The 20049-nt window shown below is 60.6% G+C and carries 17 protein-coding genes and 3 pseudogenes; 10 read left to right on the top strand and 10 right to left on the bottom strand.

Features of this window, described 5'->3' with window-relative positions:
- Positions 1-18 precede the first annotated feature (18 nt).
- Both BPNPMPFG_RS42655 and BPNPMPFG_RS42650 read left to right on the top strand, forming a co-directional pair.
- A complete protein-coding gene (locus BPNPMPFG_RS42655) occupies positions 19-1317 on the top strand; it encodes an NRAMP family divalent metal transporter (protein ID WP_258599304.1) in 1299 nt (432 codons plus the stop codon).
- Positions 1318-1518: 201 nt separating this feature from the next.
- Entirely contained in the window at positions 1519-2214 is a 696-nt protein-coding gene (locus BPNPMPFG_RS42650) for a VIT1/CCC1 transporter family protein (RefSeq protein ID WP_258599303.1), read from the top strand.
- 56 nt (positions 2215-2270) lie between these two features.
- On the opposite strand, the gene BPNPMPFG_RS42645 is transcribed toward BPNPMPFG_RS42650, so the two are convergent.
- Together BPNPMPFG_RS42645 and BPNPMPFG_RS42640 are read right to left on the bottom strand one after the other, a co-directional pair.
- Positions 2271-3938 carry a Na/Pi cotransporter family protein gene (locus tag BPNPMPFG_RS42645; protein WP_258599302.1) on the bottom strand — a complete coding sequence of 556 codons (1668 nt, stop codon included), beginning with the start codon at positions 3936-3938 and terminating at the stop codon, positions 2271-2273.
- Positions 3939-4159: 221 nt separating this feature from the next.
- Complete coding sequence (locus BPNPMPFG_RS42640; protein WP_258599301.1) at positions 4160-5818, bottom strand: NRAMP family divalent metal transporter; 1659 nt, start codon at positions 5816-5818, stop codon at positions 4160-4162.
- 626 nt (positions 5819-6444) lie between these two features.
- On the opposite strand from BPNPMPFG_RS42640, the gene BPNPMPFG_RS42635 reads away from it, so the two are divergent.
- Positions 6445-6720: a metal-sensing transcriptional repressor gene (locus BPNPMPFG_RS42635; RefSeq protein ID WP_258599300.1), complete on the top strand. Its 276-nt coding sequence runs from the start codon at positions 6445-6447 to the stop codon at positions 6718-6720.
- A 43-nt stretch (positions 6721-6763) separates the two neighbouring features.
- Positions 6764-8632: a potassium transporter Kup gene (locus BPNPMPFG_RS42630; protein ID WP_258599299.1), complete on the top strand. Its 1869-nt coding sequence runs from the start codon at positions 6764-6766 to the stop codon at positions 8630-8632.
- Positions 8633-8812: 180 nt separating this feature from the next.
- Here BPNPMPFG_RS42630 and BPNPMPFG_RS42625 read toward each other — a convergent pair whose 3' ends face one another.
- Positions 8813-8935, bottom strand: coding sequence for a hypothetical protein (locus BPNPMPFG_RS42625; protein WP_258599298.1), 123 nt, complete (start codon positions 8933-8935; stop codon positions 8813-8815).
- A 473-nt stretch (positions 8936-9408) separates the two neighbouring features.
- Here BPNPMPFG_RS42625 and BPNPMPFG_RS42620 point away from each other — a divergent pair.
- A pseudogene (locus tag BPNPMPFG_RS42620) lies at positions 9409-9579 on the top strand (AI-2E family transporter); the annotation flags it as partial.
- A gap of 29 nt (positions 9580-9608) precedes the next feature.
- Here BPNPMPFG_RS42620 and BPNPMPFG_RS42615 read toward each other — a convergent pair.
- On the bottom strand, positions 9609-9824 hold the full coding sequence (locus tag BPNPMPFG_RS42615; RefSeq protein ID WP_258599546.1) for a CsbD family protein: 216 nt from the start codon (positions 9822-9824) through the stop codon (positions 9609-9611).
- 651 nt (positions 9825-10475) lie between these two features.
- On the opposite strand from BPNPMPFG_RS42615, the gene BPNPMPFG_RS42610 reads away from it, so the two are divergent.
- The 3 genes from BPNPMPFG_RS42610 to BPNPMPFG_RS42600 all read left to right on the top strand — a co-directional run bounded on the left by BPNPMPFG_RS42610 (position 10476) and on the right by BPNPMPFG_RS42600 (position 12272).
- Positions 10476-11528 carry an HWE histidine kinase domain-containing protein gene (locus BPNPMPFG_RS42610; RefSeq protein WP_258599297.1) on the top strand — a complete coding sequence of 351 codons (1053 nt, stop codon included), beginning with the start codon at positions 10476-10478 and terminating at the stop codon, positions 11526-11528.
- Positions 11521-11886 carry a response regulator gene (locus BPNPMPFG_RS42605; protein WP_258599296.1) on the top strand — a complete coding sequence of 122 codons (366 nt, stop codon included), beginning with the start codon at positions 11521-11523 and terminating at the stop codon, positions 11884-11886. The genes BPNPMPFG_RS42610 and BPNPMPFG_RS42605 overlap by 8 nt, the downstream gene beginning before the upstream one ends.
- Before the next feature lie 98 nt (positions 11887-11984).
- Positions 11985-12272, top strand: coding sequence for a hypothetical protein (locus BPNPMPFG_RS42600; RefSeq protein WP_258599295.1), 288 nt, complete (start codon positions 11985-11987; stop codon positions 12270-12272).
- 415 nt (positions 12273-12687) lie between these two features.
- On the opposite strand, the pseudogene BPNPMPFG_RS42595 reads toward BPNPMPFG_RS42600, so the two are convergent.
- The 3 genes and pseudogenes from BPNPMPFG_RS42595 to BPNPMPFG_RS42585 form a co-directional block, all read right to left on the bottom strand.
- A pseudogene (locus BPNPMPFG_RS42595) lies at positions 12688-13898 on the bottom strand (IS91 family transposase).
- 10 nt (positions 13899-13908) lie between these two features.
- Positions 13909-14553, bottom strand: a complete 645-nt coding sequence (locus tag BPNPMPFG_RS42590) for a site-specific integrase (RefSeq protein ID WP_258599294.1) — start codon at positions 14551-14553, stop codon at positions 13909-13911.
- 441 nt (positions 14554-14994) lie between these two features.
- Positions 14995-16026: pseudogene (locus tag BPNPMPFG_RS42585) on the bottom strand (IS110 family RNA-guided transposase).
- 29 nt (positions 16027-16055) lie between these two features.
- On the opposite strand from BPNPMPFG_RS42585, the gene BPNPMPFG_RS42580 reads away from it, so the two are divergent.
- Positions 16056-16178, top strand: a complete 123-nt coding sequence (locus BPNPMPFG_RS42580) for a hypothetical protein (RefSeq protein ID WP_258599293.1) — start codon at positions 16056-16058, stop codon at positions 16176-16178.
- Positions 16179-16271: 93 nt separating this feature from the next.
- On the opposite strand, the gene BPNPMPFG_RS42575 is transcribed toward BPNPMPFG_RS42580, so the two are convergent.
- The 3 genes from BPNPMPFG_RS42575 to BPNPMPFG_RS42565 all read right to left on the bottom strand — a co-directional run bounded on the left by BPNPMPFG_RS42575 (position 16272) and on the right by BPNPMPFG_RS42565 (position 19027).
- A complete protein-coding gene (locus BPNPMPFG_RS42575) occupies positions 16272-17132 on the bottom strand; it encodes an alpha/beta fold hydrolase (RefSeq protein WP_258599545.1) in 861 nt (286 codons plus the stop codon).
- A gap of 1307 nt (positions 17133-18439) precedes the next feature.
- Positions 18440-18628, bottom strand: a complete 189-nt coding sequence (locus tag BPNPMPFG_RS42570) for a hypothetical protein (RefSeq protein WP_258599292.1) — start codon at positions 18626-18628, stop codon at positions 18440-18442.
- 54 nt (positions 18629-18682) lie between these two features.
- On the bottom strand, positions 18683-19027 hold the full coding sequence (locus tag BPNPMPFG_RS42565) for a hypothetical protein (protein ID WP_258599291.1): 345 nt from the start codon (positions 19025-19027) through the stop codon (positions 18683-18685).
- A 186-nt stretch (positions 19028-19213) separates the two neighbouring features.
- Between BPNPMPFG_RS42565 and BPNPMPFG_RS42560 the strand changes: the two genes are divergently transcribed.
- Positions 19214-19855 carry an ankyrin repeat domain-containing protein gene (locus tag BPNPMPFG_RS42560; protein WP_258599290.1) on the top strand — a complete coding sequence of 214 codons (642 nt, stop codon included), beginning with the start codon at positions 19214-19216 and terminating at the stop codon, positions 19853-19855.
- The last annotated feature ends 194 nt before the right edge of the window (positions 19856-20049 follow it).

Here is a 20049-nt window from a genome sequence, read left to right as displayed (position 1 = left end):
CCCGCGGAGCGTTTCCTGATGAATGTTCCCACTGCGCCTTCAAGAAGTGAGATCAAGAAACCGACACGGCCAAAGCTCCGCGATGTCATGGGGCCAGGTCTGATCACGGGCGCGTCGGACGACGACCCCAGCGGCATAGCTACCTATTCCCAGGCTGGCGCGCAGTTCGGCTACAGCTTGGGCTGGACGCTGCTGCTCACCTACCCGCTGATGGTCGCCATCCAACTGATTAGCGCGCAAATAGGCCGGGTGACCGGCCGAGGCCTTGCCGGCAACATGCGCCTTCACTATCCGGCGCCGCTGCTCTATCTGCTGGTCGGACTGCTTGTGGTCGCAAATACCATAAATCTCGGCGCCGATCTCGGTGCTATGGCGGCTGCCCTGCATCTGCTGATCGACGGCCCGATGCTGATCTACGTCGCTGGTTTCGCTGTCGTCACCGTTCTTGCCGAAGTGTTCATACGCTACTCACGTTATGCCTCGGTGCTGCGATGGCTGACCCTCTCTCTTTTTGCCTATGTGGCCACAGTGTTCGTGGTCGGCGTGCCCTGGTTGACCGTGGCGCGGAACATGGTGCTGCCGAATATCAGCCTGTCAGGCGACTATCTGACCGTCGTCGTCGCTGTGTTCGGGACCACGATTAGCCCTTATCTCTTCTTCTGGCAGGCGGGAGAGGAGGTCGAAGACGAGAAAGAGGATCCCAAGGCCAAGCCGCTAATCCAGGCGCCCCAGCAGGCGCCCCGGCAGATGGCCCGCATGCAGCTCGACACACTGGTTGGCATGGGCTTCTCCAACATCATCGCGCTGTTCATCGTGCTGACGACGGCGGCGACGTTGAACGCGCACGGCGTTACCGACATCCAGACCTCCTCCCAAGCGGCCGAGGCGCTACGGCCAATTGCCGGCCGTTTCGCCTTCACCATCTTCGCACTGGGTATCATCGGCACCGGGCTGTTGGCGGTGCCAGTGCTGGCCGGCAGCGCCGCTTATGCAGTAGGCGAGGCTCTGCATTGGCGGGTCGGTCTGGCACGCCGTCCCGGCCGCGCGCGCGCCTTCTATGGCACGATCGCGGCGGCGACCTTGGTGGGCACCGTGCTCAATTTCACCCCGCTCGACCCGATCAAGGCGCTGTTCTGGAGCGCTGTGATCAACGGCGTAGCCGCGGTGCCGATCATGGTCTTGATCATGCTGATGGCCTCGCGCCGCGTGGTGATGGGCCAGTTCACGCTAACTCGATGGCTGATGGGATTTGGCTGGCTCGCCACCGCGGTCATGGCGGTGGCGGCCATCGCCATGTTCGCGACCTGGCGCAACTGAGCGCAACATCGTGCGAGCGTTTAGGCAATACGTTGGCGGCGAGGCGATTGGGTCGGCCTTGACGCGAGTGGTTTCTTTGGCCTGAACTATGTGAATGCCAAGGGATTCTCTCGCCTTTGGCTGCGGAGAGGCATCCGGATGGCTCGACACTCCTCGCAGGGTAGAGTTGTCTGCGGCGCGCGCGAACTGGGGAGATCAAGAATGCCGTTGCGACACAAAGAACGACACTACACCGGACACATCGGATGGCTGCGTGCCGCGGTATTGGGTGCGAACGACGGCATCCTTTCGACAGCGAGTCTGGTGCTGGGTGTTGCGGCTGCCCATGGGACGCGCACGAGCGTGTTGGTCGCGGGGGTCGCTGGTCTGGTCGCGGGGGCTATGTCGATGGCTGCGGGTGAGTATGTGTCTGTTCACTCGCAGGCTGACACCGAACAGGCCGATATTGAGCGTGAGCGCGCGGAACTCGGAGCAGACGACAAGGGCGAGCATGAAGAACTAGCGGCTATCTACGTTGGACGCGGCCTCGATCGCTCGCTTGCGAAACAAGTCGCCGACCAACTCATGGCCCATGACGCCCTAGGCGCGCATGCTCGCGACGAACTCGGCATCTCCGACAGTCTCCGAGCCCGTCCGATTCAGGCGGCATTTTCGTCGGCCGCCAGTTTCGCCGTTGGAGCGGCAATGCCCCTGTTGGTTGCTGCGTTTGCCCCGGAGGCAAATCTAATTGTCTCGGTGTCCAGCGCTTCACTGCTCTTCCTTGCCCTCTTGGGCGCTTTGGCGGCGCGCGCCGGAGGCGCAGCCGTGGCGCCAGGCGCAATACGCGTCACGTTCTGGGGTGCGCTGGCGATGGGGATCACCGCCGGCGTCGGGGCCTTGTTCGGAACAGTCGTTTGAGCGGACCAAACTGGGACGGTAAACAGCCCAGGATAGGAGCTTAGTTGTTCAGGTCCTTATGCGGCCGAAACGCGTTCAGCCGCGTCGTCCTGGTTCTCCAGAGGATCGGCCAAGCCCAGCACGTCATAGGCGATGGTGGAGACATGCGAATTCACGCGCCGCAGATCACGCAGTATCGCAAGATGCAATGTGCTGGCCTCCAGTCCTCCTGGAGAACGGCCCTCCAATCTGCTCAAATGATGGCGGCCGGACGCGCGCTCCATGGCATTTAGCTGCCGCTTGGCGTCGAGCAGGAACTGTGCCGATCTGGCATCCTCGGTCATGAAGGTGGAGGCCGCCAGCTTGAGATCGTCGAGCACGCGGCCGTGGAAGGTCCGGAGGTCGGTCTCATCTTCCTTTGTCAGAACCAGACCGCGTTTTGCCTTCCGGGCCGCGGTATCGGCGAGGCTCCGCTCGATGATGTCGCCAGCATGGCCGAGATTGACCGCGAAATCGAGCACGTGGCCATGGCGCTGGGCGTCAGCCACCGACAACCCATCGGTGCCAAGCTGGGTCAGGTAAGCTTTCAGCGCTTCTTGCTGCCGATCGAGTGCCTTGCCGGAGCGAATGAGGTCCTTGATCGCCTCCAGGTCGTTTCCAGTCACGGCCTGCAAGAGACGGCGCAGCATGGCATCCACCAAGTCAGCCATGCGCAGCACCTCAGGCGACGCATTGGTCAAGGCGAGGTAGGGCGTGTCCAGTACTGCTTCATCGAGATAGAGCGGCTGGGTAACCTCCTCCGCTTTCTTCTTCTGCTCCGGCAAGGCCCGTGTGAGGAAACCGGCGGCGGGACCGAGCAAGCCGACGAAGACGATTGCCAATACCAGATTGAACGCGATGTGGAAGTTGACAACGGACGCCGCAGGATCCGGATTCAACCTCGACAGGGTCGCAGCGATCGGCTGCGCGAAGGGCAGGGCTACAATGCACCCCAACGCGCGGAAAGCGAGATTGCCGATCGGCAGCCGTCGGCTGGCTGGCTGTGCGCTTGGAGACTCGAGTACCGGCGGGATGGCGCCGCCGAGGTTGGCGCCGAGCACGAGCGCGATGGCTGCGACGGGCGTGATCACGTTGCCCGCGGCAAGCGAAGCGAGCAGCAACATAACCGCCACGCTTGAATGCGCGGCCCAGGTGAGCAACGCGGCGAGGGCGAGATCAAGCAGCGGCTCGCGAGTGAGAGCACCGAGAATTTCACCCAGCACCGGCGCGCTCTCTATTGGCTGGATGGTCAGGACCAATTGATGAAGGCCCAGCAGCATCAACCCAAGACCGATACCGACACGCCCAAGATCGTGGATCATTCCCTTCCGGCCGCGCCGGAAGGCGACATAACCGGCGATAAGCAGCGGTGGTGCGATCCAGGAGCCGTCGAAAGACAGGACTTTGACGATCAACGCGGTGCCGATATTGGCGCCCAGCATGACCGCGAGCGCCGGCGCCAGCGCCACCATGCCGTCGGCCGCAAGCGAGGTGATCATCATGGCGGTGGCGGTGCTGCTCTGGAGCAGAGTGGTCACGACCAGCCCAGCGCCAACCGCCGCGAACCGATTAGGCAAGGCACTTCCAATCACCCGGCGAAGATCCGACCCGAATGCGCGTACAACGCCACTTTGGACCATGTGCATGCCCCAAAGCAGCAAGATCACATAGCCAACCAGTTCGATGAGAGCGATGGTGGCGATCATGATGGTGTTCCTATCAGGCTCCATGTGCCGGTATTACGACGAGCCCAACACGTGGCAGTTCGGTATTCGGTTGAGTGGTTTTGTGGAGCACAGATCCTGCGCGCCAGATGCTGGCGGGCGTTGCGCAACGCCCGCCTTCGGCTAAGCCCCACATAGCACGGTGGTCGTATCGGGTCGGCTATGTCGAGCACCTGCGCAATGCAATCATTGGGCTTCCTCCGCTACTGCCCAACCGCGATCTGGATGACCTTGAAGGCAACCAAAGCGACAGCAGCGACGAGATAGGCGCGCAACACGCCCATCCAAAGCCGCTTGCTCAGGCTCAGCCTCGGGGGAGGAAGCTGGTCGAGCGGCGGCATCGTCCAGGTCACTCGCGATGCACGCATCTGAGCGGAATCAGATACATTGTCCTCAGTTGTCGTCTCGCCGCGATTCCTGCGAAACAGCGCAAAGGCTGCAAACCCCGCGATACCAAGGAATGTACCGCCGCCCAGGGCAATGAGTATCGTCTCGCCGGAGATGTTCGGGAACACAGTGGCCGCGGTCAGGATGATGGACAGCATCACCAGTACCCAGATCACCGCGCCGGTGAACACGTTCAGCCAGCGCCCATTGACCCATGGCCCGAGAACGGCCTTGTCATTGCAAAGCAGCAGCAGGAACACGGTTGCCGACGGGAGAAGTACGCCGGCGAGCGTCTGCACGGCGTTGGTCAGCAGGCCAAGCAGCGCATCACTGCCGAACAGCACCAACGCTGCCGCCACCGCGATCAGGCCGGCATAAACAGCGTAGAAGCCGCGAGCATCAGTCGCCTTGCGATGAAGGGAGTGGCGCAGCGCGAGCACGTCGCCAATCGCGTAAGCGGTTGCCAACGACACGGCGGATGCACCAATGATGCTGGCATCCAGCAAGGCAAGCGCGAACATCACGCCTGCTGCGCGGCCAGCATGTGCCTCAAGACCTGCGGCAACGGCGCCGGCATCGGTGAACTGGCCGAAGCCGGGTGTGCCCTGGAAGGCCGCTGCGGCGAACGCCATCATGGCCACCCCGCCAATCAGGACGAGGACGATACCAATCACCAGATCCGCCTTGGCATAGTTCATGAAGCGCGGAGTGATACGCTTGTCGATGACATAGCTCTGCTGGAAGAAAAGCTGCCAGGGCGCCACCGTGGTGCCGACAATCGCGATGATCAGCAGCATTACATCCGAAAGCTTCCCGTCAGCGGGAAAGCGCGGAATCACAAAATCACGCCCGACCTCGGCAAGTGGCGGGTGCACCATCATGAAGACCGGCACCAGCAGCAGGCTGAAGAAGCAAAGCGCCAGGGAAAACCGCTCGAAGCGGCGGAAGTTACCGGTGCTCGCCGCGGCGATGACAATCCCGGCGGCGACCACGATACCCCACACCCGCGGGATGCCGAGGTAGCCGAGGGCCAGGTTAACGCCGATGAACTCGGTAACGATGGTCAGCCCGTTCAAGATGAACAGATCGATGACGCTGAATGCGCCCCAGAATTTGCCGAAGCGTTCCAGGATCAGGCGGGCATGGCCAACCCCGGTCACCGCACCAAGACGCAGCACCATCTCCTGATTCACATAGAGCACTGGCACGAGCAGCAGCAGCGTCCAAAGCAACGCGGTGCCGTAGTTCTGGCCGGCCTGAGTGTAGGTGCCGAAGGCGCCGGCGTCGTTATCGCCGACCATGACGATCAGGCCGGGGCCGATGATCGCCATCAACGTAGCAAGCCGTGCCTTCCAGGTACGTCGATGTAAGGTATCGTCACGATAGATGGTGCCGAATGCACCATGGATATCACCGAGATGGGCGCTGTCGAGAACAACGGAGCGAACGGGATCGCCAAGAACAATGTGAGACATGATGGTCTCCGAAGGCAAAAGGATTGGCGCAATGCCCCACGCTATGCTGTCGTGGGGAGCGAACGGCAGGGAAGGGCGCGCCGCAGTGCAGCGGCTTGGCTTCAGTCAGGAAGGCTGAAGGGGGCTACGCGTCAGTCTGCCATCGGCAAATCAGCCGCCCATCTGGCGCAATCAGCCAGCGCGCGGTCGGCACCGCGCGAGGGTGGAGGCATGGCAATGATGGCCCGCGCACAAGCCGGAGCGCAGCGCGCGGAAACGCGGACGCAACGCGCGCCCGTTTGGTATCGACGATGAGAAAGGCAGTCATGGCCCTCTCCTTTGGTTCAAGCGGTTGCTCGAACCCGGGAGGGCCCGGCCGTTAGCCCAGGCGCGTTTGCGCGAAGGGCATGGCGGTTACAAGCACGACCCGGGCGGCGGACCAACCTGGCAGAGTGGTTGCAGCAGGCGGCAGTCGCCTACTGTCGCACTCCGGAGATTGGCTTTTAGATCGCGGGTTCATGTGATCCCTTGCTGGTTGAATCGACCCTGGCAGCACGCCAGGATATCGACAGACTCGTCGACGCAACGGAACCATCCGTAACGCCAACGAACTTGTTTTACCCTCCCCACTAGGGTAGGGTCAAGACATGAATCACACGGTCCATGTTTCTCATCCAAAAATCATCAAGCGCCTCAAAAATGCCGAGGGGCACATTCGCAGCATTGTCACCATGCTAGAGGAGGGGCGGAACTGCCTCGAGATTGCCCAGCAGCTGCAGGCCGTGGAGAAAGCGGTTCAGTCCGCCAAGAAGACGCTTATCCACGACCATCTCGATCACTGCCTGGAGAGTGCGGCCGGGGCCGACGGCGAAGCGGCAAAGGCGCCGATCGAGGAGTTCAAGGCAATTACCAAATACCTCTGAGCAAGGGGTATGATGAACGGCCACGATCTGGAGGCGATGTCGATTGTCCAAAAACGCCACAGCCAAAGCGGGCATCCCACTACTCGGTCTTGCGGCTCTGGGCATCGTCTTTGGCGATATCGGAACCAGTCCGCTTTACACCTTCAAGACAGTCCTTGACCTGACGGGCGGCCGACCCGACGCAACCACCATCCTGGGATCGGTTTCGTTGATCCTCTGGACGCTCATCATCGTTACCACGGTCAAATACGTCAATTTCGCCATGCGCGTCGACAATGACGGAGAGGGCGGCATCCTGGCCTTGATGTCGCTGCTCGGCGTGAAGAAACAGAACCGTCCTGTCATCGTCGCGGCAGGCCTGTTTGGCGCAGCGCTGATCTACGGCGACGGCGCGATCACGCCGGCGATTTCGGTTCTCTCCGCGCTTGAAGGTGTAGAGCAGATCACGCCCAGCCTGACGCCATGGGTGCTTTATGGCGCGGTCGCCATCCTGGTCGCATTGTTCGCCGTTCAGCCGCTAGGGACAGCCCGAATTGGCAGAACGTTCGGGCCGGTCATGCTGCTCTGGTTTGGTGTGATGGCTGCCATGGGTATCTATGGAATCCTGCAGCATCCAGCCGTTCTCGTGGCGATCAATCCCTATTACGGGCTGAAGTATCTGGCCTCAAATGGCTGGGCTGGCTTCCTGGTTCTTGGCGGTGTGTTTCTGTGCGTCACAGGTGCCGAAGCGCTTTACGCGGATATGGGGCATTTTGGCCCCGTTCCGATCCGACTCGCCTGGAACTTCGTGGTTTTTCCAAGCCTCGTACTCAACTATATCGGCCAAGCCGCCATCGTCTTGAATGGCGCGCCGACGGATGGCAATATTTTCTATCGGCTTTGTCCGCCCATGTTGCTGACGCCTCTCATCGTGCTCGCGACCATCGCGACCATCATTGCCAGCCAATCCATCATTACCGGGGCGTTTTCCATGACACGCCAGGCGATTCAGCTTGGCTGGATGCCGCGCTTCAACATCAGGCAGACATCGGCTGAAGGCTTTGGCCAGATCTATGTCGGCGCTGTGAACTGGTTGCTGATGATTGCCACCGTCGCCCTCACCATCGGCTTCGGCAAATCTGACAATCTGGCCGCCGCTTATGGCATCGCCGTTTCGATGACCATGCTGATGACCTCCGTTCTGTTGTTCATCGCCATGCGAGAGATATGGCGATGGAGCATGGTCGCTGCCGGTGGCGTCGCCGGACTGTTCTTGATTGTCGACAGTTCATTCTTCGCCGCCAACATGACCAAGTTCTTTCAAGGCGGTTATGTGCCGCTTGCAATTGCAATTGGTGTTTATGCGGTCATGTGGATCTGGCACCGTGGCACGAAAGCCATGCACAACAGCGTCCAGAAAACTCTGATTCCGACCGCCAGATTCCTTGCAGAGTTGCAATCCGGCACGATAGCGCGCGTACCGGGTACAGCGGTATTCCTGACGCTTTCCGCCAAAGGGGTGCCGCCCGTCATGGTCTGGCATGTACAGCTAAATCGCGCGCTGCAGGAACGCGTGATCGTGCTGCAGTGGTCCATTCTGTCCGTGCCACGGGTTGCAGCTCAGGATCGCTTCACACTCAATCAGCAGGCCCCCAATTTCTGGCATGTCGAAGCCAGGTATGGGTTTATGGAAATGCCTGATGTCCCGAGACTTCTTGCATCCTGTATGGCGGCTGGCAGTGGAATTGATCTGTCCGATGTCACCTATTACGTCGGCCACATCAGCATCGTAGCGCGCGAGGATGGCCAAGGCCTGCCCGCCTGGCAAAGGGAGCCATTCGCCGCCATGAGCCGCAATTCAGCGAAGATGAGCGATTACCTGAAAGTGCCGAACGACCGGCTTGTTGAAATTGGTCGGCAAATTCCAGTTTGAAGGTCTTTTTTGCCCTGCCTGGCTTGGGGGCCGTATCGTCGATTGCAGCAGTCCAGGTGTCGCGCCTCGTCCTGGAACCATTTCAGCCGGCGGCGAGTTCTTCTGCGGGCGGTCGGCATTCACAGATAAAAGGAAACGGTCATGGCCAAGCATCCTTCATCGGAGCATCACGTCACGGCATCAGGGCATCATGCTGCAGCCGCTCATCATCATCACCAAGCGGCTCATGAACACAATCAAGGCAGACACACCGAAGCCAAGCAGCACGCTGCTGCCGCGATGGAACACAGCGAACTCGCTCATAAGAGCTCGAGCGAAGCGCATAAGCATTCGAATAAGTAGAGTTGCCCTGTCGCTCGCCGGCTCACACCGGCGGGCGGCCTCTGTGCGACCAGCCGAGCTGGCACGCTGTCTGAATAGCCAGCCATGGAGGCCCTGTTATGGATGCGAGCGACATGCAGGCAATAGGCGATACGAAAGGAGCATCCCAATGCATCAAAGAAGGACATAGCGCGAGCCGCGTTCTTCTCGATCATTTCAAATGCGGATCAAGACGTAGGCAAATCTAAAAACTTGCAAGCTTTTGCACTGGCGGAACGCACGCAATCGGCGGAATAGCGGTACGTTTTCTTATCCTACGGCTGAGCGGCGCTGTTCGCCTTGAGGGCTTCTCTGATCTCGTGTGTTTGCTCCGAAAATGCCTAAGCGTCGGTGAATAAGTTTATCGTCTTGCTATATTTCATCGCTGCATAGTCACGGAAGTTGATAGACCCAGATATTCGTTGCTGTGGGGATTTGTTGGTGCGGTCATGGCAGTGCCTCTACTCGTCGCAATCAAGGTCTTCTGCGATCACTTCGAAGCTCTGCAGCACGTAGCAAATTTTCTGGCAGCCCAGGATAATGCGGTGCCAGCCGGAGAGAGCGCCGGTCAAACAAGAGATGGGTAAGTCTCGATAGGCCTACCCATCAATCAAATTCAGAGCTTTTTGTTGATTGCCGCCGCGGCTTTGTTGGCCGCATCCTTTACTGTAGATTTGGCGTCGCCAACCGCCTTCTCGACCTTGCCCTTGGCTTCCTGTGCGGCGCCCTCGGCGCGAAGCCGGTCGTTGCCGACTGCCTTGCCAAGCCCCTGCTTGGCGTCGCCGATCGCCTGATTGGCAATGCCGGCTGCTTTATCGCTGGTGCTTCCCATGATCGTAGCTCCTATGGTTGAAATTCGTTGAATGAGCGTTTGGGAAACGCTGACCATGGCCGCAGGTTCCACTCCGTAGCCGCTTGCTGGTGTGCAACGGCTTCGAAGAAGGAAATCACGCGCCAGCCATTGCTTGGTGGCGACAAGCGGGGACCGTTCAAAGGCACGCCGCGCCGCCCGTTAGAAGGAGCTGATAACCGTTTGTGGTCCAGAAGGCACGCGCTAGAGACCGCTCAATTCGGGCCAATCGCGGCTCGACCGATCCGTTCCAACGATGTTGGATGCTGCAGACCGGGCGGGACAGATGATATTGCCATTGCTTGGCCAGGATATGAAACCGGGAAAACCATCCTGTTCACCGTGCCGCCACGCCCGGTTGACACGGTCCGCAGCAGTCAAGGAACGCCGGCTCTGACCAATCGTTCCAGCGAGCCGTGATCAAGTTCGAGATGCCGCACCAGGCCGCAACTCGGCGACGGAATGACTCGCTAACCGACTGTCGGACGGGTACAAAGCAAGGGTCGTCAGCCTGTATATGGGCGCTGGCGCTTGAAGGAGTCGATCGCGCTTTCGCCCCCTAGCAAGCTACCAAAGAAGCCTTTGGAGACGAACGGCGTCGCCACGGGTTAGCGGGCGAGATGGATCTTCAACATGTCCAGCATAGTTGACAAGTCCGAAGAGCAGGAGGACGCCGAAGCCGAAGTCGAGGGGTTTCAGGATGACCTTGGCCCGTTCGTGGTTGCCGCCGAGACAACACGAATGGCCATGGTTTTCGCCGATGCAAAGGAACCCGGCAATCCGATCATTTTTGCCAATGACGCCTTCCTCTCCTTGACCGGATACGCCAGGGAAGAGGTCCTCGGTCAGCCGTTCAATTTCCTAATGGCGGACGCTACCGACGCCAGGGCGCTGAAACGTATCAAGATCGAGTTCGAAGCCAATGCGGAGGCGGGTACGGAAATCCTTTACAGACGCAAGGATGGCAGCGAATTCTGGGCGGGTCTTTTCGCCAGTCCTGTCCACGACAAGAGCGGCGCCATCGTCCAGTATTTTACCTCCTTCGTCGACCTGACCAAGCACAAGGAGGAGCAGGCGCAATCCAAAATGCTCATCGACGAACTGAACCATCGGGTGAAGAACACGCTCGCAACGGTGCAGTCGATCGTCTGGCAGGCATCGCGCGCCAATTCCGATCCGCGAGCGATCCGCGAAGCCGTCGAGTCCCGGCTGTTTGCGCTCTCCCGGTCGCACAATTTGCTGACCCGTGAAAATTGGCACAGCGCCGGGCTGCTCGATGTGCTCCACGATGCACTGGAACCGTTCGGCGTCACCGATGGGCGGGCGGAGCGCCTGGTGATTACCGGTGAAAACATCCGCCTTTCTACAAAGGCGGCGCTGGCGCTTGGCATCGCCTTCAACGAACTCGCGACCAACGCGGTGAAGTACGGTGCGTTTTCCAACGACAAGGGCTCGATCCGGATCGACTGGACGATCGAGCCGATGTCGGAGGGCGGCCGGCTGATGCTGTCCTGGGGCGAGAAGGATGGACCGCCAGTTACGCCACCGCTGCGAAAAGGGTTCGGCTCGCGTGTGATCGAGCGCGGCCTGACCCACGAACTCGAAGGCACTGTGCAACTCGACTATCGCCCGGACGGGTTGATCTGCACGATGAACATTCCGGTACCGGGAACTCGCGATGGATAAACTGCTTTCTGGCCGGCGTGTACTCGTTGTCGAGGATGAAATTCTGGTCCTGATGATGATCGAGGACATGCTGAGCGATCTTGGATGCCAGTCAGTGATCTCAGCCGCTACGATCGGACAGGCGATCACCCTGATCAAAGCACAGATTTTCGATGCCGCCATGCTGGACATGAATCTGGATGGCGACGATAGCAACACGGTGGCCGACGCGCTTGCCGAGCGCGGTGTGCCATTCATATATTCGACGGGTAACAGCGATCGCGATATGCGCAAAGGCTTCAGCGATCGTGCCGTCCTTCGCAAACCGTTCAGCTTTGATGAATTGACCTCCAAACTCGAGCGCCTTCTTTCTGGCTGATCGCGGAGGCAAGTCTCAATTGCTTGGCGGGCGTATCGGCCATCGTGCCTGGAACCCACCGCAATGGCGGGCGTTGTCCTCTAGCAACGGAGGACGCGATGGCGAAAGAACTCGAAGTGAACAATAACACCGCGCAAAATCAACAGCGCCAACCGCAGCAGAAGCCCGGCGACAAGCGCAACCAGCAGAAGCTTCAGGGCAAAGCTTTTCAAGTGAATGAAAACAGCGTGGAAGACCAAGAGTCCGTTCGCTCACCAGCGCACCCACAGCAGTCCAGAGACAAGCGCAACCGGTCGAAGCCTGAGGGCAAAGCTTTCCAAGTGAACGAAAACAGCGTGGAGGACCAAGAGCCCGCCCGGTCACCAGCGCCGACACGGCAGGTATGATCGTAGGCCGCCTTAGTTGGCGGTCTATTTTGCCATTCGAGCCGTGCGTGGTGATGTCGGCTTCTGTGAAGGGTTTCGGATGCCGGCCATCCACGGGCGGTGACGTTGCTCTGGCCGGCGTCCGGAAGCCTCCAGGGAAAGAACCCGCGGGATCGGGATCGCAGTCGACACTCTATGGGGATTTGACGTTTTCGCGTCGCGCAGCTGGGCCGCAGCGCTGGGCGGATGTGAACGACCGCGTCGGCGGGTGTGTGAGGCTCGGCCGGGTGGCCAACGTTGGGCGGCGGCTGTTGATGGGCGGGTGATCTCGGGGCGGTCGTTGGCATGAGTGTTGTGAGGAGGCACAAGCGCGTGTCGTCATCCGACCGCCGACGGAGTGATTGTTCGGCGTGATTGCGATGTGGTGCTCGGCTGTTCATGGCGTCCTGGCCGTACTTGCGAAGCTGAAGAATGGCGGCGCGCGGGCGTGGCCACCGCGCTCAAAGGTCTCGATGACAATCATCCTGCCGCCGCAGCATGGACAGGGCGGCCGCCAATCGGTCGGGGCAGCAGCATCGGCATTGCCGGTTTCGCTGCGTCCGGTCTCGATCGGGGGTGCTGCGAGAAGTTCGCGGGCGTGCGCGATGTTGGCCTTGCGACCGGCGCTGGCGAGCAGCCCATAGTGACGAATGCGGTGGAAGCCCGTCGGCAGCACGTGGAGCAGGAAGCGCCGCATGAACTCGCCCGGATCGAGCGTCATGGTCCGGTATCGCTCGCGCCCGCTGCGGCGGTAGTCCTTGTAGCGGAATGCGACGCCGGCCTCGTCGAGCGCGATCAGCCGGCTGTTGGAGATGGCGACGCGGTGGGTGTAGCGCGACAGGTAAGCCAACACCGCCTCAGGCCCGGCGAAGGGCGGCTTGGCGTAGACGAACCAGTTCTTCTTCCTCAATGGAGCCAGCAAGGCTTTGAACGCCTGCGTTTCGGCGAGATGCGCGAGGTCGCCGAAGAACTGAAGACGGCCGGCTGCATGGGCGTCGGAGAGCTTCGACAGGAAGAGCCGCCGGAACAACTTCGACAGCACACGCACGGGCAGGAAGAAGCCCGGCCTGCAATGCACCCAGCGCGTGCCGTCGAGCGAGATGCCGCCGCCCGGCACGATCATGTGGACGTGCGGGTGATGGGTCATCGCCGAGCCCCAGCTGTGGAGCACGGCGGTGATGCCGATGCGGGCGCCGAGGTGCCTGGGATCGGCGGCGATCGTGATCATCGTTTCGGAGGCGGCGCGGAACAGCAGGTCGTAGATCACGGCCTTGTTGTGATAGGCGATGTCGGCGACCTCGGCCGGCAGCGTGAAGACGACATGGAAGTAGCCGACCGGCAAGAGATCGGCCTGGCGCGCGGCAAGCCAGTCCCGTGCCGCCGCGCCCTGGCACTTGGGGCAATGCCGGTTGCGGCAGCTGTTGTAAGCGATACGGCTGTGGCCGCAATCCTCGCACGCCTCGACATGGCCGCGGAGGGCAGCGGTACGGCAGGTCTCGATCGCCGCCATCACCTTCATCTGGCCGAGGCTCAGATGACCGGCATGGGTCGCCAGGCGGCGCCATGGCGGTGGAAGATGTCGGCGACCTCCAGAGAGGGGCGGCTCACTGCCGCCGCGTCATCTGTCCGGTCGCGTCTCGTCCTGCGTCAGCAGCTTGATCCGGTCGAGCGGGCTCGTCACGGTGCGGATCGTGTTGGTGGCGACGCGGGCATAGAGCGCGGTGGTGTCGAGCTTGGCGTGCCCGAGCAGGACCTCCTTGCGGCCCTTGCCTTGTTCGACGCGGATCAGCATGCGCGTTGAGTCGATGTCGCTCACCTTGAGCGCCACCACTTCGGAGACCCGCAGCCCGGCACCGTAGGCCGTGCCAAGGGCAGCCTTGTACTTGGGACCCGGCGCCGCTTCGAGCAGCCGCGCGACTTCCTCCACGCTCAGCACGAGCGGCAGCTTGCGCGGTTGATGCACGACGGCGAGGCGGCGGGACAGATCGGGCCGGTCGAGCGTCACGGTGAAGAAGAAGCGCAGCGCCGAGACCGCGCTGTTGACGCCTAGCGGCTGCATGCCGGTCTGCGTCTGGTGCACTTGGAAACGGCGGAGATCCTCGGCCGTAGCCGTGTCGGGCGAGCGGCCGATGAAGGCCGCGAATCTCTTCACGCAGCGGATGTAGTCACGGCGCGTGTCCTCGGTGAAGCCACGCACGTTCATGTCTTCGATCATGCGCTCGCGCAGTGCGCTGCCGGACGGATGCGAAGGATCGGTGATCATCGGATGCTCCTCTCAAGCAGAAGGTTGACCCTTCATGCTCGGAGGCCGATGCCCGTCCGTCACCCCCTAATCATTCGCGGCCTCACCAACGCCGCCGTCTACGCGCCAGCCTCGAAACTCGCGCCCTCCCGCGCGAGCGGGTCGTCTAATCGCTCGACCGTCAAGGGGGTAAGTGCAAGGCCGTCGTCCTTTCTGTCGATTCTCGTTCGTCCGAATGCCGGGTACAGGGTCGTCTACGCGGTCGACGCGATGATCGCCGCAGGATGAGTTTCGCAGGTGAGATCTTCCTATGTTCGTTGCGCAATCTGCTTACCGAGGCAGTTGCTTCCCGCTTCGCGGAATGATCTCAGCCACGTCCCGGCAGGGACAGCTTGATGCGTCTGTAAGAACGCTGTTGGTGGAATGGTATGGCGGAATCGTCGCAGGCGAGCGACCGGGGTATCAGACAGCGGCTTGCGTTCCTCCGTGCGGATCAAACAGCTCGCCCGTCCGAAGCATCGCATGCATGATCACCGCCAGCTTGCGCGCCAACGCTACGGCCGCTCGCTTGAAGCCGAGCCGATCTTTCAGCTCCAACGCCCAGGTTCGCAGGCTGCTGGTATCCGTCGACCGGTTCAGGATAACCGCGGCCGCCTCATATAGCAGTCCGCGCAACTGATTGTCGCCACGGCGCGAGATATGACCATCATTATCGACCTCGCCGGACTGGTAGCGCCTCGGGGTCAGGCCCACCCATGCGCCCACGGCGCGCGAGTTCCTGAAGTTGGCCGGATCCTCCACCGCTGCGGCAAAGGCAGTGGCTGTGACGGTGCCTACACCGGGCACTGACATGAGCAGACGGCAGTGCTGGTCCTCACGCGCCGTCGCGGCCAGCTGCTTGCTCAGCTCTGCGATTTGGTATCGGATACCACTCCATGCGTGAAGCATTGGCACAACAATGCGCGCCAGCTTTTCTTCACCCTGCAGAAGGTCGCGAACGTTGCGTTCGAACACGCTTCCGGCGCCCTTGGGCACGACAAGGCCGAACGTCTTCATCAACCCACGGATTTGATTGGATATCTGCAAACGCACCTTAAGAAGTTAGCGCCGTGCGGTGATCAGCGTGCGGATCAGCATGCTGTCGAAACCTTTGACGCGGACCTCTCGGTAGAAGCCGACCTCGGCCAGATGTGCCAGGCCATCGGCATCGTTCGCATCGGTCTTGTTCGCGGCCATGTCGAGCGCGGCTTTGGCATGCCGCGCGTCGATGCAGATCACCGGCAGGCCCTCTGCCGTCAACGCATGGTAGAACCACTCCGACAGCGGCCCCGTTTCGAACACGACCCGCCGGACATGCGGTGCGCGCTTGCGGATCACCGCCGCAAGCAGTTGCGGATCGGACGCGCACTTGCCCCGCCAAATCCTCTTACCGTTCTGCCGGATCGATATTGCCGTCTCTTTCATGGATACGTCGAGACCGATATAGTGTTCCATCGCTGTCCTCCGTTCGGTGGATTGGCCCGGTGTCGATCGAGAGCCCGTTCTTCATCCTATCGGAGGACAGCCAGCCGGCCAGATGTTCGAACATCGCCGCCACATCTCAGGTGGCCAACCGCTACCGCGATTACTTCATGTTCGTTCAATGACGCTTTTCGGACCTCGCGTGATGTCTGACTTGAGTCCGCAATACGTATCAACGCGGACATCCGCCGACGCGCCTGAATTTATGGGTTCGTGCTCTAGATGGAACTTAAGAATGCCAGGATTTCTGCCGCGAGCACCTCTGGCGCTTCTTCGGCCATATGGTGTCCGCATGCGATGCCCTTTCCCCGCAGGCTCGTCGTCCACGGGCGCCATACGCCGAGAACGTCGCCATAAAGCCGTTCCAGATCATCGCGCATCGACCACAGAACCAGGGTGGGACATTGGACCCGTCGGCCAGCCTTTCGGTCATCCGCGTCGTGCAGACGGTCGATCGAGAGGCCCGCCCTATAATCCTCGACCATCCCATGGATGACACGAGCGTCGAGAATTGCCGTCCTGTAGACCGCAAACGCCTCCGCGCCCATCTGATCGGCGGAACCGCCATACCAGGCTTGCGGGTTGACCATGATCGCCTGTTCCGGCTTGTCGGGCTGGGCAGAGAAGAACCAGTGCCACCATTCGGTGGCGAAGCGGGCGTCACATCGCTCGAGTGCTTCCAGGATGGGAACGCCGTCCAGAACGATGAGATGCGTTACCGCGGACGGATGATCCATCGCCGCCCGGAAAGCGGTATAGCTTCCGCGATCGTGCCCGGCGACGGCGAATTGGTCAAAACCCAGATGGCGCATAAGCGCGACACAGTCTCCTGCTTTCGCGCGCTTGGATGATCCTGCATGGTCGTGGCTATCCTCGGGAATCGAAGACTGCCCGAAACCGCGAAGGTCAGGACAAACAACCGTATGGCTTTCGGCGAGAAGCGGCGCAACGCGATGCCAGGTGGCATGTGTACGTGGGTGGCCATGGAGAAGCAGGACCGGTGGTCCTGAACCGCCGTGCCTCACCCGAAGCGTCGCCTCGGGCAGCTGGATTGTCTCAAGTTGAAAACCTTCGAACATCAAGATGCTAAACCTTGGCTGCGGTCGGAGGTTCCACATCCAACATCGGGCTTTGGATCCGCGTTGTTCATTGGGGCCGTGTGGCGACCAAGAGCCAGGCTGCCTGCATGGGTCGGCAACGATCAGCAAGCGATAAGCGACCGCTCTGCCTTGTTTCAATGACAACCGGAGGTCGGACTGGTCATCACGTATAGCACCCTCACCAACAAACTATGGCTGGTCGAACGGTGCAGCCCGAGATTTGTGCCGGAACCTTCTACCGCTACCGACGGTTGATGTACCAAGCTGGGCGGGCGGAAAAGCCAAAGTCGAGCCAGAGCGATAGAAAAAATGAATGAGCTCAACCAAGTACAGTCCGAAATCGTCACCGCTGACCTGCTCTTCGCGAGGATCATGCATGACTATAATTACCAAGCTTCTAAGCAAAGTCAGGGCTCTCGCGAAAGGCCGTGGTGGGGTCCGCAGTTAGAGGCTATCCCGTCCACCCTGCTGTTGAGGTGCTTTGGAGCGTTGGACGAGGCAAGCGTTGACTTCAGCAGGATCATTGCAAGCTCGCGCCAAGGTCGACATTAGGCCAAGGATGTTGAGGCAAACGGTTCAGTTCTTCATGAAGCTGGCATCAAGGACGTCTGCCTCCATCGCCGCGGATACGAAGGCCCTTTGAACGTCCCTTGGGCTGCGCCGTACCATCCTGGCTTCTATCAGTGCGGCCAGAGCCGCGATTGCCATTTGCCGTCGGTCAGAGCCATAGGAGGCGCATATGGATATCACCACAATTTTGGTCATCGTTCTTATTGCTATTCTGCTAGGCGGCGGCTTCTACGGTCGTAGGCGCTGGTACTAAACGACGAAGGTCATCGTCGAGTCCGGAACCTCTTGGTCCCGCACTTCGTTTCAATGCGGAGAAATAAATCAGGAGGCACGAGCCAATGGACAATCGGCACAACAGCATTTTGGAGGCTCGGTGGCTTCTTGCCGTACCCCTCTCGCTTGTCCTTTCGGTCCTTTTGGCCGGTTTCATCCCTTGCCTGAACCGCGTTGGCAGCCGCTCGGTCGGAAAGTTATCAACCTGTCGCTGCCATCAGGAACGTTAGCCTGCGCTAAAGAGTCATAGTGGCAGCGATATCTCCCGGATATTGCTGCTGGATCGGGGCCCGTACCCTGATCGGCCTGCGTCCTCCGCCAGAGGCGCAGGCTTTTTTGTTTCGTCCTGGAACAGGCATGATCTGCTCCACCGGGTGAAGGAAGATCTGTTCGACCTGGAGTCAGCCGGCCCACTGAAGCACCGCGACCACGATCCAGACGATTTAGTTGCCGCCTGCTTGACTGAATACAACCGTGCCGTCGTCTTTGCGAACTTCCACCGCTACGATACCGTCATTCTGCTTTCGAGCAACAAATGTCGCCAGCGCGTGATCTCGTGCGGCTTTCTCGGCATCGAAGGGCGTCTTTTCAACGATGCCCTCTTTCCCGTACCAAATCACCAGATAGGCCACCGCTGGGACGCTCCCTCTGCAGACGCTTCGAAGCTTGCCGGTTCCTAGCAAACTTCAGTCGAGAAATTCGATCTTCTTGAACGCCATCATTTTCCCCATGACTTCCCCGGCATCGTTGAGTTGTTGGCCTTGCCCGACAGTAACGGTTACACGCTTGCCTTTGTAACGCGACGGCATAGAGGTACGCTCGTTCCAGTTCGCGCACTCAGGAGCCACGCACAGACCAACTTGCTCGGCCTTCTTCGTATCGACAATCGTCAGATAGCAATTGTCTCCGCATTCGAAGCTACGAATGTTGCCTGTCATGGTTCGGTCTTTGGCGACGGAAGGTGCCGACTGCGCCAGCACAATGACCGCAACGAAAAGGGCCGAGGCGGATAAGGACGACATCTGTTTCATTGAAGGAGCCTGCCGCAACCAGCGCCGGCGCGCAAGCTAGTGGTCAAAATCTGACGCTTGGTACCCGGCGTGGCGCTCCTCCATCGATCAGGATCGGCGCCGAGGTTTCGCCGACAAGAGAACCCTAGGGTGGTGAGCCGCCGTTGCCGGACGTACACTTAGTCAGTGAATTCCCAAACAAAGGGCTTGAAGCAGACGATGATGGATGACGCTTCACTCCGGCGCCTCATGAAGGCGATCGCATCGGCTGACGGGGCGGCGGTGCTCGGCTTGCTGACCGCCTTTCCTGCCCTCGCGAGGGCGACCCTGAAGAAGGGCGCGACGCGGGCGGCGGCGACGGATAACTTTCTGAACGAGATTAAGCACTACGTTTATACTGGCGACACTGCACTTCACGTCGCAGCGGCGGCCCATCGGCCTGAGATCGCGCGAGAGCTAATCAGCCTTGGCGCGGACGTCGCCGCGAGAAACCGGCGGGGCGCGACGCCGCTCCACTATGCGGCTGACGGAATTCCGGGGTCGCCCAGGTGGAATCCGGTCCCCCAGTCCGTGACCGTCGCCTTGCTGATCGCGTCAGGGGCCGATCCGAACGCTATCGACCAAAACGGCGTCACGCCTTTGCATCGCGCCGTCAGAACTCGGTGCGGGGCAGCGGCGAGCGCACTCCTGGATGGCGGCGCGGACGCATTACGCAAGAACGGGAATGGTTCGACGCCAATGATGCTTGCGACACGGCAGACCGGCCGTGGCGGCAGCGGCTCGCCAGAGGCAAGGACGCAGCAGGCGGAGATCATCCGACTACTTGAGCGCTACGGCATGACCCCATAGACGCAAACGCCTTGCCCCTGACTGATCTTGGAATGTCCGGAATGGGTCGCGAACTGCCCGGAGCGCCCCGCCGGAAAGCCGCCATCCATGAGTCAGCGAGACCGCCTGTTCCATCAGGCACCAAGCGTCAGATTTTGACCACAACTAGCGCCGGCAATAGGAACGGATGTGAGGCGCAGATGATCGACCGACTG

This window comes from Mesorhizobium sp. AR07, assembly GCF_024746815.1.
In the GTDB taxonomy this organism is placed as follows: Bacteria; Pseudomonadota; Alphaproteobacteria; order Rhizobiales; family Rhizobiaceae; genus Mesorhizobium.
The sequence above is the reverse complement of the archived record's forward strand: the minus strand, read 5'-3'. Positions and strand labels throughout refer to the sequence as shown.